We start from the raw sequence: 14,538 nt of genomic DNA, 5'->3' as shown, positions 1-14,538 counted from the left end.
AATAACTTAAGCTGAAATAGTATATGATTACAATAATTAATAAGATTGAAAGTATTATTTTTTCTTTTGAATATAAAAGTATTTTATTTTTTGTGATCCAATAAATTTTTAGCCATATATTCGTATATATATATATTACTAATCCCAAAATGGGCAATAAGGTTATATCAGTAAGCAGTTGTGCAAAAAACACGCCAACTATGCTGGAAGTTATAGGATAAAACTTATCTTTTTTGGAGAAGGTATTATAGTCTGTCACTTAACCACTACTTTCATAAAAGCAATATTTTTTATTATTTTACCACAGATTTATAGTAAACAGGAGATAAGCTTGATTAGAGAAGATTCTACGAATTTCAATGATTCTTTAATGGTTATATGTTAAAATGATAAAGGTTTACAAAGAATTCCCGATAGGACGGCCACAACCGGTCGGAAGCCTTGTAACCGAGAAAATAAGGGGGAATAATAATGACAGAAAAAAGATTATTTACATCAGAATCAGTAACAGAAGGACATCCCGATAAAATAGCTGATCAAATCAGTGACGCAATCTTGGATGATATATTAGCTAAAGATCCTGATGCTCGTGTGGCTTGTGAAACAATTGTTACCACTGGATTGGTTTTGATTGCCGGTGAGATTCGAACAGAAACTTATGTGGACATGCAAAAAGTTGCTAGAGATACAATCAGGGAAATTGGGTATACGCGAGCAAAATACGGCTTTGATGCTGATACATGTGCTGTCCTGGTGTCTATTGATGACCAATCACCGGATATTGCGGCGGGTGTCGATGACTCTGTTGAGTATAAGTCGGAAGTTCATGATGAACTAGATAAAATTGGGGCTGGAGATCAGGGATTGATGTTCGGATATGCTACTAATGAAACAGAAGAGTTAATGCCACTCCCTATATCTTTAAGTCACAAATTAACAAGACAACTAGCAACAGTAAGAAAAAATAAAGAGCTTAGTTATCTGAGACCAGATGGTAAGGCACAAGTTACGGTAGAGTATGGGGAAGATGACAAACCTTTGCGCGTAGATGCAATTGTAATTAGTACACAGCATCATCCGGATGTAAACAATGAACAATTAAAAGATGATATAATAGAAAAAGTTATTAAACCGGTCATTCCAGAAAAATATTTGGATGGGAACACGAAGTATTATATCAATCCTACAGGTCGCTTTGTAATAGGAGGACCTCAAGGAGATGCTGGATTGACAGGCCGAAAAATTATCGTAGATACTTATGGTGGGTATGCCCGTCATGGTGGAGGAGCCTTCTCGGGCAAAGATGCTACTAAAGTTGATCGTTCTGCAAGTTATGCAGCAAGATACATTGCTAAAAATATTGTTGCAGCTGATTTAGCTGATAAAGTAGAAGTTCAACTGGCTTATGCCATTGGCGTTGCGCAACCAGTATCCATTTCCATCGATACATTTGGAACGGGTAAAGTTCCAAATACACTATTGATCAATGCGATAAGACATATATTTGATTTAAGGCCAGCAGGAATTATCAAAATGCTAGATCTCAAACGGCCTATATACAAACAAACTGCTTCTTACGGTCATTTTGGTAGGACAGATATTAAGTTACCATGGGAAGAAATAGATAAAATTGAGCAACTTTTACAGTTTGTTAAATAAAGTGGTGAAAATACAGGATTTCTTTTGAAATCCTGTATTTTTATATCATTTTAAATGTATTAATAAATATACATTATGGAGGAGTAAAATGTTGAAAATTAGGGAAGGGATACATTTACATATTCTGCCAACTAAAAAATTCAAAACAATATCTATCCAATTTAGATTTAAAACACTACTTCAAGAAAAAAAAGTAACTAAGCGTGCTCTTTTAGCAAATATAATGGATATCAATAGTAAGCTTTATCCAACTCAAAATGATTTTAGAAGAAGACTCAGTGAATTGTACGGAGCTAACTTTTTTACAGACGTAGCTAGATACGGGAATTACCATGTGTTGTCATTAAACATGGAATGTGTTGATGAAAAAGTTATAAATGAGACTGGGATAGTTGATGAAGTAATGAAATTTTTATATCAGGTCATCTCTTTTCCTAACGTATTTAATGGACATTTTCAAGAAGCAACTTTTATTAGAGAAGTGGACAAATTGAGAGATGAATTCGCATCACGATATGATGACAAAACAGTATATGCTGAAGACAAGCTGAATAATCTGTATTTTGACACTAGAGAGCAACAGATGACAAGTTATGGTCAAGAGTCTGATCTAAAAGATATAACTTCCACTAATCTATTTGATACTTATTTGGAGATGCTGAATGAAGACCAACTAGATATCTATGTAGTAGGCAATATTACAGAGTCTACCGTTTTGAGAACGTTACACCCGTTCGATTTCAAGTCCCGTGCGCTAATAGATGAGAATCCTTTTTATGAAGATCATAAAAACAAACCATTTGTTAAAAAAATAGAAACGCAAGAGATTAATCAAACATTACTTACAATGGGATTGAAAACACCAATATATTATCATAATAAGTATTATTATGCGGGACTGATATTCAACGGTCTTTTTGGTGCTATGCCTCATTCTAAATTATTCCAGATCGTGAGAGAAAAAGAAAATTTAGCCTATTCTATTTCAAGTGAAGTGGATGTCTACAGAGGCTTGTTATTTATTTACGCAGGTATTGAGAGCGAAGAAGTCGCAAACGTGCAATCAATAATATTGAATCAACTAGAAGAGATAAAAAATGGTGTTTTCTCAGAGAAAGAAGTAGAACAAACAAAAGAAGTAATTAAAAATGAATTATTTCAAATAGATGATACCCCATATTCTATGGTAGAGAGAGCCTTTAGTTTAGAATTAATTGGACGAGAACATTTGTCATTAAACGAGTGGATGGAAAAGCTGGATTCAGTCTCGAGAAAAGATATTATCGATCTGGCTGGATTAATAGATCTTAAAGCAACTTATATATTAATTGGAGAGAATAATTAGTGGACATGAAAGTATATAAACACTTGGAAGAAAATATTTACACTGAAAAATTGGAAAATGGGTTACAAGTGAAATTAATACCCAAAAAAGAGTATAAAAAGATATACGCTGTACTATTTGTCGACTTTGGTTCTGTTGATCAAATGTTTATGCCAAGAGGAGAATCTGAATATAAATCCTTTCCATATGGTATCGCTCATTTTTTGGAGCATAAACTATTTGAAACTGAAGATGGTGATGTTTCAAATATATTTTCTTCTCAAGGAGCATCAGTGAATGCATATACGAGCAATACAAAAACTGCTTATATGTGTTCTTTTACATCCAAGTTACAACAGAATATCGATGTTCTTTTAAATTTTGTTCAAACTCCTCATTTTACTCATCATTCAGTGGAAGATGAGAAAAGCATCATTACTCAGGAAATACAGATGTATAAAGATGATCCTGACTGGAATTTATCTCTGGGTTTAATTGAAAATCTATATCCAAAACACCCCTTGCGGATAGATGTGGCTGGCACAGTCGAAAGTATCCAGTCTATTGATGTTGAAATGCTGATGACAAATTATGATACCTTCTATCATCCTAGCAATGTTCAATTGATCCTAATAGGGAATTTAAATCCGAACGAAGCCATAAAATACATCAAAGAGAATCAAGAACCAAAAATATTTCTACCTCCTGTAGTTATTGACCGTTCATTTCCTGATGAGGCTGAAACCGATATTCTTAAATATAGAGAAACACGGTTTCCAGTAAATATACCTAAAGTGTTAGTAGGTGTGAAAGGTGATAAATACAATTTAGAAGAAAAAGCAGCACTTCGACATATAATTAAAATGGAAATTCTGTTAGACTTACTTTTTGGTGATACATCTTCAACATACTTATCTTTATATAATGATGAATTAATTGATGATAGCTTTAGTTTTGATTATATTTTTGAAAGAAGTTTTGATTATGTCAGCATAGGTGGAGATAGTAAGTTTCCTGAAAAATTAGCTTCGAGCATTAAACATGTTTTACTTAATGATCAACGGAGCCAAGATATGACAATTGAGCATTTTTCTCTGATCAAGAAAAAATTAACTGGTCAGTATATTCAAGAGTTAAATTCATTAGAAGCTATTGCCCATCAGTTTGTGGAGTTGCCCTTTGAAGAAATCACGATTTTTGATAGCTTATCTTTACTGGAGTCTATAACGTTTGAAGAGGTTAAAAACATTGCACGTGATTATTTTAGAGAAGAAGTAATATCTGTGTTCTCAGTCAAACCTCGCAAAAGTTAAACGTATCGATAGGATGATATAAAACTCAATAAATATTTTCTGTAAATAAAAATGGCCTTTGCAATGTAAAATATTGAGCTTTAATTATAATCCTGCTGATACTCTATACTCACTTAATTTCGTATGGTATACTTTCAAGGATAGGTATTAGTTTGGATTGATTATTAATAATAAAAAAATTTGATTCGAATTATATATTTCGCAAATGAATTATGCTAGGTAGGTGAAATCAATTGAATGAAATTGGAGAGAAGCTTAAAGAAGCTAGAAAAGCTAAGGGATACACCTTAGATGACTTGCAACAAATGACTAAAATACAAAAAAGATATTTAATTGCTGTAGAAGAGGGCAATCTGGAAGTTTTACCGGGGAATTTTTACGCACGGGCGTTTATAAAGCAATATGCTGATTCTGTTGGTTTAAATGGGGAAGATTTAGTTCAAGAACATATGGATACTTTACCTCAGCCCCATAATAATACGAGTTATACAAAAAGTGTTGATAAAACTCAAACAAGATCAAAAAGTAAAAAAAGTGGATTTGTTGCCACTCTGAGAGATAGTTTACCGACACTGCTCATTATTTTATTAGTGATAGCTATAATTTTTGCTATCTATTTAGCCATTTCAACGGTCGATAATTCTGATTTCGACTCGTTTATTAATGAGGATGAGTCAGCGTCTGTCATTGAAGTGGATGATAATGAAGTGGCAACTACCGGTCAGGATGAAGAAGAGACAACGAGTGAAGCAGAAAATCAAGATGATATAACGAACCAAGAAGAAGATAGCGAAGAAAATTCTGACGAAGAAGAAACTGACGAAGAGCAAGCAATAGATGAAACAATTAGCACGGATACAGTCACAACCTATTTAATATCGGGTGCTCATCCGTCTGAGCAACAAGTGGTTTTGATATCTGAAGGTGGAGATTCCTGGGTAAGTATAACCGTTGATGGTGAAACAGCGAATCAAGGATTGGTAGGAGACGGCGATTCACTTATCACTAGTTTCGATGATACAGCATCTAACATTGCTATCGTCATTGGTAACGCATCTGTGACAAGTATTGAATTAAATAATCAAGAAATCCCTTACAAGTCTTCAGGAAATGAAAAGGTTCGACAAGAAGTGTTTTTAGAATTTGAATAAATAAATTAATTTAGACCAGTGTTTAATGACTTGACATCTGGTCTTTTTTTTAGGAATCTGGAGGTTTTTAGCGTGAATTTACCAAATAAAATAACCCTTTTTCGTATATTTTTGATACCAATATTTATAATCATCTTAATTATTCCGTCTGATTGGGGATCCATAGAAGTCTTGTCATCGACCATTGAACTCAATCATTTGATTGCGGCGCTGGTTTTTTCCGTAGCCAGTTTTACTGATTGGTTGGATGGATATTTGGCTAGAAAGATGAATATTGTCTCTAATTTCGGTAAATTTGCTGATCCTTTGGCAGATAAAATGTTGGTCATGACTGCTTTAGTGTTTTTGATAGAATTATCATTAGCACCTGCCTGGATCGTAGCTGTTATCGTTTCCCGTGAGCTGGCTGTTACCGGATTACGTCTATTATTAGTAGAACAGGGTGGTCAAGTTATGGCAGCAGCCTGGCCCGGAAAAATAAAAACAAACACTCAAATGCTAGCTATCATATTTCTGTTCCTTGACGATTTCCCTCTTGCCTTCACTGGAATACCAGTAGGCACAGTGTTATTATACATTTGTCTGTTTTTCACTATTTATTCTGGTGTTTTGTACTTCAATGAAGCGCGATTTGTCTTTAAGGGAACATTTTCAAGCTGAATTCATAACTTAATCAGAAAGCTTAAGAAGTTTGATCTAACTTTTTAAGTTTTTTTTATTATTCGTAGTTTGAACCCGTAAAAAAAACAGGCATATGATAAAATAAAAAAGTGAGAATAAATTTAACTGGTCAATAGTTATAGTAGGAGGAAACACTTTGCGAGCTGTAATCATTTCAATTGGAACAGAACCTTTATTAGGACAAGTCGTAAAGACAAATGCTGCTTTTTTATCAAGAGAACTAGTCGCTCTGGTCATAGAAGTTTTTTATCATGTAACAGTAATGGATGATCCGGTTCGCTTAAAGCAAGCTATTGAAGACGCTGAAAAACGAGTGGATTTAATTGTCTTATTGGGTGGTTTAGGACCAGCAAAAAATGATATTACAAAATAAACACTCTCTAATCATTTAACTATAGACTTGATTTTGGATGAAGAAACAGAACGGAAGAACATTCCCTACCATAAAAATTTGTACTTCAAAATGCCAGAAGAAAAACAGCTGCAAGCTTTAATAAAAGCTGATTCCATGCCATCGGAATATGATGCAGGTTTAGCGGTGGGAATGATAGTGGATTACCATGATTATCATTACATTTTATTACCAGGACAACCTGAAGAACTTCGATCTATGGTAAAGAATCATGTGAAGGATGAATTAATTAAGCACATTTTAACTGAACAGGTTCTAGTGTCACGTGTCTTGAGATTCTAAGGTATTACGCAAGCACAAGTAGCTGAAAAAATTGAGTCTGTAGTTAAAGCAGAAAAAAACTCGACAGTCACCATATTTACAAATCAAGGGGAGATCACTGTAAGATTAACCGCAAAAGAAAAAACAGAAGAAGATGGTAATGAAGCGATCGATAAGATAGAATCACGCATTACTGATTTATTATCAGATTATTTCTTTGGCTATGGAGAAAAAAGATAAATGAAGTAGTAAGAGATTTACTTTTGGAAAAAGAATTGACTATTACAGCTGCAGAAAGTTTAACTGGAGGTGCATTTATAAGCTTGATTTCTTCTGACACTTCTGCTGGATCAGTACTTGAAGGTGGGATAGTCACCTATAGCTCTGATAAAAAATATAAAGTACTGAAAGTCACTAGAGAGACGATCAATAAATTTGGAGTAGTGAGTCCAGAATGTGCAATCGAAATGGCAGAAAAATCAAGAAAGATGTTCGATGCTGATATTGGAGTGGGTTTAACGGGCGTAGCGGGTCCGAGTTCCTTAGAAAATCAGAGTCCAGGAACGGTATGGATAGGCCTTTCATATAAAGATGAAAAACCCTTTGCTAAACACTTTTATTTTGGATGTGAACGAAATGAAAACAAACGTTTGGCTGTACTCAATGCACATGAATTAGTTAGACGTATGTTACTAGATAAACCAATTAATAATCAGGTTTATTTTGAAGAAAACCGCTAAAGCGAATAAACGTTCGAAAAACGCTTGATTTTTTTTGTTGTGAAGGTTAAAATATAAAGAGTGAGGATAACAAAAACACGTATGAGATAGTTAAAATTGTAGGAGGAAAATAAATGGCAGATGATCGCGCAAAAGCTTTAGAAGTAGCATTGAAAAAAATAGAAAAAGCATATGGTAAGGGCTCCATAATGAAAATGGGAGAGAAAATTGATACGCAAATAAAATCTGTTTCCAGTGGCTCCTTGGCATTAGATGTGGCGCTTGGAATAGGTGGCTATCCTAGAGGGAGAATCATTGAAGTTTATGGACCGGAAAGTTCGGGTAAAACGACCGTGGCTCTTCATGCTATAGCTTCAGTACAAGCCAATGGTGGTATAGCCGCGTTTATTGATGCCGAGCATGCTTTAGATCCTAAATATGCTAGTGCATTAGGCGTAGATATTGACGAATTACTCCTATCTCAACCTGATACCGGCGAACAAGCATTAGAAATCACTGATGCATTAGTTTCAAGTGGAGCAGTTGATATTGTCGTTATTGACTCAGTAGCGGCGTTAGTGCCTAGAGCAGAGATAGACGGCGAAATGGGAGATACCCATATTGGCTTACAAGCCCGTTTGATGTCACAAGCACTACGTAAATTATCTGGATCAATCAATAAAACTAAAACCATCTGTTTATTCATCAATCAAATTCGTGAAAAAGTTGGTGTAATGTTCGGTAATCCAGAAACAACCCCTGGTGGACGTGCATTGAAATTTTATTCTACAGTACGTTTAGAAGTAAGACGTGGAGAATCCATTAAGACGGGAACTGACATGACTGGTAACCGTACTAAAATTAAAGTAGTTAAAAATAAAGTAGCGCCACCATTTAAACTTGCGTTGGTCGATATTATGTACGGAGAAGGGATTTCACAGATCGGTGAAATAGTGGATATGGGATCTGAAGTAGATATTATCGACAAGGCTGGTGCATGGTACTCATATGGCGATGAAAGAATTGGTCAAGGAAGAGAAAATGCAAAACAGTATTTAAAAGACCATCCAGATCTTAGAGCTGAAATCGAGACAAAAGTTAGAGCTGCATTCGGCGTCGGTGATCAAGAAGCAGTCCAAGTAGAAGAAAAAGCAAAAGAACCAAAAGTAAAAGAGCCAAAAGAGGCAAAAGCTTTGAAAGTAGACTAGCAGTAAATAAATTAGGTTGAATTTCTATGTTCAGACTTTTCTGAAACAGAAATTCAACTTTTTTTTATAAAAAAATTAAATGGGTTATAATTGATAATATATATATAAATAGACTCAAATAAAAACAATGTTGACAGAAGATACAAAGAACTATAAAATTAGTGTAGTATGTTTCTTTAATTTATAAAGTAAACATCATCGTGTACTATAACTAAAATACGATATTATCAATTAATGAAATATCTGATTATTTTTTATTGCATGAAAAACTAAATAATGATACGGAGGTGATTAGATGGACATACTTTCAATAGCCTTCGCTATCGTTGCTTTAATCATTGGTTTAGTCTCAGGATCTTATATTACGAAACAAAGTTTTGAAAAAAGATTAGCTAATTCTAAACAAACAGCTGAAGACATTATTGAAGACGCAAACAAAGAAGCTGAAACTTTGAAAAAAGAAGCGTTGCTGGAGGCAAAGGAAGAAATCCATTCTTTTCGAACAGAAGCAGAGTGGGAGCTAAAAGAACGTCGATCTGAAGTGTCTCGACAAGAAAATAGAATTGCGCAAAGAGAAGATAACTTAGAGCGTAAAGAGACTACTATAGATAAAAGAGAAAGTTCATTGCAAAGCAGAGATGATAAATTGTCTGCTCGTCAGAAAAAAGTGGAAGAGCTGGAGCAAGCTGCAAAAGATTCATTAGAAGAACAAAACGAAAAACTTCTAACTATTGCAGGTTTATCAGAAGAAGAGGCAAAATCTGTCGTGCTCAAACAGACCGAACAAGAGTTAACTCGTGAAATGGCCATCATGGTAAAACGTTTTGAGGATCAGGCAAAAATGGATGCTGATAAAAAAGCGAAAAACATTGTCACTCAAGCGATTCAACGCTGTGCTGCTGACCAAGTTACAGAGTCAACTGTTAGTGTAATCAATTTACCGAACGATGACATGAAAGGCCGTATTATCGGTCGTGAAGGACGTAATATCAGAACACTTGAAAGTCTAACGGGTATGGACTTGATTATCGATGACACACCTGAAGCTGTCATACTAAGTGGATATGATCCAATTAGAAGAGAAACGGCTAAAATGGCTTTAGAAAAACTGATTTCTGATGGACGCATTCATCCAGGTAGAATTGAAGAGGCTGTAGAAAAATCACGTAAAGAAATGGACGAACGAATCAGAGAAATTGGTGAAGAAGCCATGTTTGAACTTGGTATTCACTCCATCCATCCTGATTTAATGAAAGTTGTCGGACGTTTGCACTTTAGAACAAGTTATGGTCAGAATGTATTGAATCATTCAATCGAGGTCGCAAAACTTGCTGGTGTAATGGCTGCAGAGCTAGGTGAAGATATTCAACTAGCAAAACGTGCCGGATTACTTCATGATATAGGGAAAGCTTTAGACAGTGAAGTTGAAGGTTCGCATGTTGAAATTGGAGCTCAATTAGCTATGAAGTATCAGGAAAATGAAACTGTTGTTAATGCGATCGCATCCCATCATGGTGATGTTGATCCAACTTCAGTCATTGCTGTCCTAGTCGAATCGGCAGATTCTATTTCGTCTGCAAGACCAGGAGCAAGAAGTGAATCCTTAGAGAATTATTTGCAAAGACTTGGTAATCTAGAGAGAATCTCTAATAGCTTTAAAGGTGTCAAAGAAAGTTATGCGATTCAAGCTGGTCGAGAGATACGTATTATAGTTAAACCAGATGAATTGGATGACAGTATGGCATCCAAGTTAGCGAGAGATGTACGTAAACAAATCGAAGATGATATGGACTATCCTGGACATATTAAAGTAACGGTGATACGCGAAACTAGAGCAATTGAATATGCTAAGTAAAAGTTAAATATAAAACCAGTCAATGAAGATTTTCTTCTTGGCTGGTTTTTTTTCAGCTGTTTTTATTCAAATAGATGCTGGCTTAAAGATACTTAGAAAGATAGTGACAGTTAATTTTTATATTGATAAATGGTGAAATAAACAAAAAGGATCAGAATATAGCTTATCCGTACTTAGTTCGAGATATTAATGCTGTAAGCATAAAATGATTTTGGTTTAAATTGATGGATAAGTTCTTGAAAATCATGGAAACATTCTTTCGTGATTCCACCGTTTAGCGAATAAAATGATAAATATAAGAGCAGAAAGAAATTAAGTTTGTCATAGTGCTGTTAAATTCATGATTAACTATGTGTACTTGTACAAAAAAAAAATAAGCTAAGATTGATCTAATTGATTAACAAATAAGTTAGTAAAAGCTGTGAATTAGATCTATTGAATGTTCAGACTGTTTTGATTTTAGTACCTTAAAACTGTTAAAATGAATCAAGAGATTAGAAATGAGGAATAAAGATGAAACTGCTATTTATTGGGGATATCGTGGGTCCCTTAGGGAGAGAAAAGTTGAGTGAATGGCTCCCTAAATTAAAAGATAAATATAAACCACAGGCAACAATTGCAAACGGAGAAAATGCGGCAGATGGCCGAGGTATCACAGAGAAAATATATAAAGAGATTTTACAGTCTGGTGTAGATTTAATCACCATGGGCAATCACACTTGGGATAAAAGAGAAATATTTGAATTTATTGACGATGCTAAAAAGTTAATAAGACCAGCAAATTATCCTGATGCAGCTGATGTACCGGGTAAAGGAATCGCCTATATTAAAATCAACCAGTTAGAACTTGCAGTTATAAATCTACATGGGCGTGCATTTATGGGAGACTATGAAGATCCATTCCGGGTCGGTGAAAGCCTTGTAAGAGAAGCTGCAAAGCGGACGGATCACATCCTTATTGATTTCCATGCAGAAGCAACGAGTGAGAAAGAAGCTATGGGTTGGTTTATGGACGGCAAAGTGTCTGCGGTTGTAGGAACGCACACACATGTCCAAACGAATGATGCACGCATACTACCAAGTGGAACAGCTTATCAGACCGATGTCGGAATGACTGGCTTTTACGACGGGATTTTGGGAATGAAAAAAGAACCGATACTATCTAAGTTCACAACCCAAATGCCGCAGAGATTTGAAGTTCCAGAAAAAGGCAGAAGTAAGTTAAATGGATGTTATATTGAAATAGATGACCGTACCGGCAAAGCTAAAAAAATAGAAGCCATACGTATAGATGATGACATGTCATTATTCGAATTATAAAATTATGAAATCAATGAAAGAGTGATAGAAGTGCCTCAAAAAACAAAACAGACACCTATGATGCAACAGTATTTAGAAATCAAAAAGAAATACCCGTATGCTTATTTATTTTATCGATTGGGCGATTTTTATGAACTGTTCTTTGAAGATGCGGTAGAAGTATCTCGATTATTAGAACTTACCTTAACGAGTAGAAATAAAAATGCAGATGAACGGATACCGATGTGTGGTGTACCACATCATGCTGCAAAAGGGTATATTGACTCTCTGATTGAGATGGGTCATAAAGTAGCCATTTGTGAACAAGTCGAAGATCCCAAGGAAAGTAAGGGAATGGTCAAGAGAGAAGTGGTGCAAGTCATCACTCCTGGAACCGTCATGCAATCAAAAACGGTTGATGCCAAAGAGAATAACTACATTGCAGCAATTATGCAATTAGATCAACTGATTGGTATAGCGCTTGCTGATTTAACAACAGGAGAAATGAAAGTCACCAGTGTTGAAGATTCAAATGAGGCCATAAGTGAGCTGACTTCTCTTAACTGCAAAGAAGCTATCTTTGAACCGGGAGAATTCTTGGAATTACAAGAATTATTTAAAAATAAATGGAATATGTCTGTCTCTCATGCTTCTAGTGAAGTGCCAACACATGCTCTTAAACATCTCACTGAAAAATTTGACGAGTCTCGGTTGAAGAGAGTGATCGATTTATTACTCTCTTATCTGTCAGACACACAAATGAGAAGATTAGATCATCTTCAAGAAATTGAAGAATATGAAACAAATCAGTTTCTTATTTTTGGACAAGAAGCGAGAAGAAATCTCGAATTATCTGCTTCCTTAAGGGATGGGACTAAAAGAGGCACTTTATTATGGTTGTTGGATGAAACTAAAACGTCTATGGGTGGACGGATGTTAAAATCCTGGCTGGATAAACCGCTTATTCAAAAATCTAAGATTGAAGAGAGAATGAATTATGTTGAAAGCTTACTAAACCATTTTTTCGAAAGAAATGATTTGAAAGACCTTCTGGATAAAGTTTACGACTTGGAACGGTTGGCGGGACGTACAGCCTTTGGAACGGTCAATGCCCGCGACCTTGTGCAGCTTAAACATTCGCTCGAACAGATTCCTTATATAAAAGCCATCATTGAAATGCTTAATGATGAAAATCATTGGACTAAATACTTAACGCAACTGGATCCGATCGATGATGTGAAAGAATTAATTGAGCGCTCGATTGTTGAGGAACCTCCGCTGTCTACTACCGAGGGAGAAATCATAAAAACAGGCTATCATCCTCAATTGGATAAGTACAAAGAAGCCATGACACATGGTAAAAAGTGGATGGCTGAACTTGAACAAAAAGAGAGAGCCGCTACCGGTATCAAAAACCTTAAGATAGGATTTAATAAAGTTTTTGGTTATTATATTGAAATATCAAAAGCCAATGTAGCCAAGTTGGAAGAAGGTCGTTATGAGAGAAAACAAACGCTCTCGAATGCCGAACGATATAGTACACCGGAATTGAAAGAAAAAGAATCGCTGATATTGGAAGCTGAAGAAAAATCAAAGAACTTGGAATACGAATTATTCGTAGATGTCAGAAATCAAGTGAAAGAAGAGATCGAACGATTGCAGAGGTTAGCTAAAGTGATCGCGACAATTGATGTGCTTCAAAGTTTTGCTACGGTGAGTGAAGAGTACAACTACGTGAGACCGTCATTTAGAATGGATAGCCAAGATGTGTCGATCATTAAGGGCAGACATCCTGTAGTCGAGAAAGTCATGGGAGAACAAGCCTATGTGCCTAATGATGTGAAACTCGTTGATGAAACGTCCGTCCTTTTGATCACAGGACCAAATATGTCTGGTAAAAGTACCTACATGCGTCAACTTGCTCTTATTATTATCATGGCTCAGATGGGCTGTTTCGTTCCGGCTGAAGAAGCAAACTTACCACTATTCGATCGTTTATACACTCGAATCGGTGCCATGGATGACTTGATAGGCGGCCAAAGTACCTTTATGGTCGAGATGACAGAGACAAATCAGGCGTTGGAAAATGCGACACCAAAAAGTCTACTGTTGTTCGATGAGATTGGACGAGGCACGGCCACATACGACGGGATGGCTCTAGCTGAAGCAATTATTGAATATGTCCATGATCAAATCAAAGCTAAGACCTTGTTTTCTACCCATTACCATGAGCTGACAGTACTGGATGAGCGGTTACCCAAGCTGAGAAATGTCCATGTAGGGGCAGTGGAAGAAGATGGTGACCTGGTCTTTCTGCATCAAATGTTACCTGGAGCTGCAGATAAAAGTTACGGTGTCCAAGTTGCTAAATTAGCGGGTTTACCTCATCCGTTGTTAAAAAGAGCAGAAAGTATCTTAAAGGAATTAGAGAAGAAAGAAGAACATCTTTTTGAAAAGAAGGATGACAATGATTTAACTGAAACTCAATCGCAGGAACAAATGAACTTGTTCGAATCTTTGGATAAGAATGAAAAAGCCGTGATCGAAGAACTGGCGAAAATGAATGTGTTAGCAACTACACCACTGGATGCTTTACACGTTTTGAGCCAGTTGCAACAGAAATTAAAGACCCGAGAATGAAAGTTGGAAAAGTTAA

At 35.7% G+C, this 14,538-nt stretch carries 14 protein-coding genes and 1 riboswitch; of the genes, 13 read left to right on the top strand and 1 reads right to left on the bottom strand.

What is annotated here, in order from left to right:
* A partial coding sequence (locus tag AX762_RS12945) for a hypothetical protein (protein WP_218162455.1) occupies positions 1 to 259 on the bottom strand: 259 nt, incomplete at its 3' end.
* Positions 260 to 392: 133 nt separating this feature from the next.
* Positions 393 to 474, top strand: a riboswitch (SMK box riboswitch).
* On the opposite strand from AX762_RS12945, the gene metK reads away from it, so the two are divergent.
* From metK to mutS, 13 genes are all read left to right on the top strand, one after another.
* Positions 472 to 1,659: a methionine adenosyltransferase gene (gene metK, locus AX762_RS02635; protein ID WP_071847614.1), complete on the top strand. Its 1,188-nt coding sequence runs from the start codon at positions 472 to 474 to the stop codon at positions 1,657 to 1,659. Its footprint overlaps the riboswitch before it by 3 nt.
* 88 nt (positions 1,660 to 1,747) lie before the next feature.
* Positions 1,748 to 3,004 (top strand): EF-P 5-aminopentanol modification-associated protein YfmF, encoded by a 1,257-nt coding sequence (gene yfmF / locus AX762_RS02630; protein ID WP_071847613.1) that lies wholly within the window; start codon positions 1,748 to 1,750, stop codon positions 3,002 to 3,004.
* Positions 3,005 to 3,009: 5 nt separating this feature from the next.
* A complete protein-coding gene (gene yfmH, locus AX762_RS02625) occupies positions 3,010 to 4,296 on the top strand; it encodes an EF-P 5-aminopentanol modification-associated protein YfmH (protein WP_256244363.1) in 1,287 nt (428 codons plus the stop codon).
* 233 nt (positions 4,297 to 4,529) lie between these two features.
* Positions 4,530 to 5,447, top strand: coding sequence for a RodZ domain-containing protein (locus tag AX762_RS02620; protein ID WP_071847611.1), 918 nt, complete (start codon positions 4,530 to 4,532; stop codon positions 5,445 to 5,447).
* Positions 5,448 to 5,519: 72 nt separating this feature from the next.
* Entirely contained in the window at positions 5,520 to 6,107 is a 588-nt protein-coding gene (pgsA, locus tag AX762_RS02615; RefSeq protein WP_071847610.1) for a CDP-diacylglycerol--glycerol-3-phosphate 3-phosphatidyltransferase, read from the top strand.
* A gap of 157 nt (positions 6,108 to 6,264) precedes the next feature.
* Positions 6,265 to 6,501 (top strand): molybdopterin-binding protein, encoded by a 237-nt coding sequence (locus tag AX762_RS12340; RefSeq protein WP_177244019.1) that lies wholly within the window; start codon positions 6,265 to 6,267, stop codon positions 6,499 to 6,501.
* Positions 6,502 to 6,534: 33 nt separating this feature from the next.
* Positions 6,535 to 6,822 (top strand): hypothetical protein, encoded by a 288-nt coding sequence (locus tag AX762_RS12335; RefSeq protein ID WP_083432756.1) that lies wholly within the window; start codon positions 6,535 to 6,537, stop codon positions 6,820 to 6,822.
* Positions 6,823 to 6,825: 3 nt separating this feature from the next.
* Positions 6,826 to 7,041, top strand: coding sequence for a hypothetical protein (locus tag AX762_RS13260; protein WP_177244020.1), 216 nt, complete (start codon positions 6,826 to 6,828; stop codon positions 7,039 to 7,041).
* Complete coding sequence (locus tag AX762_RS12330; RefSeq protein ID WP_083432755.1) at positions 7,002 to 7,541, top strand: nicotinamide-nucleotide amidohydrolase family protein; 540 nt, start codon at positions 7,002 to 7,004, stop codon at positions 7,539 to 7,541. The genes AX762_RS13260 and AX762_RS12330 overlap by 40 nt, the downstream gene beginning before the upstream one ends.
* Positions 7,542 to 7,654: 113 nt before the next feature.
* Positions 7,655 to 8,728 (top strand): recombinase RecA, encoded by a 1,074-nt coding sequence (gene recA, locus AX762_RS02605; RefSeq protein ID WP_071847609.1) that lies wholly within the window; start codon positions 7,655 to 7,657, stop codon positions 8,726 to 8,728.
* Positions 8,729 to 9,023: 295 nt separating this feature from the next.
* A complete protein-coding gene (gene rny / locus AX762_RS02600; RefSeq protein WP_071847608.1) occupies positions 9,024 to 10,583 on the top strand; it encodes a ribonuclease Y in 1,560 nt (519 codons plus the stop codon).
* A 513-nt stretch (positions 10,584 to 11,096) separates the two neighbouring features.
* Positions 11,097 to 11,903, top strand: coding sequence for a TIGR00282 family metallophosphoesterase (locus tag AX762_RS02595; protein ID WP_071847607.1), 807 nt, complete (start codon positions 11,097 to 11,099; stop codon positions 11,901 to 11,903).
* A gap of 30 nt (positions 11,904 to 11,933) precedes the next feature.
* Complete coding sequence (gene mutS / locus AX762_RS02590) at positions 11,934 to 14,522, top strand: DNA mismatch repair protein MutS (protein WP_071847606.1); 2,589 nt, start codon at positions 11,934 to 11,936, stop codon at positions 14,520 to 14,522.
* Positions 14,523 to 14,538: the final 16 nt, after the last annotated feature.

The organism is Alkalibacterium sp. 20 (assembly GCF_001885615.1).
In the GTDB taxonomy this organism is placed as follows: domain Bacteria; phylum Bacillota; class Bacilli; order Lactobacillales; family Carnobacteriaceae_A; genus Alkalibacterium.
The sequence above is the reverse complement of the archived record's forward strand: the minus strand, read 5'-3'. Positions and strand labels throughout refer to the sequence as shown.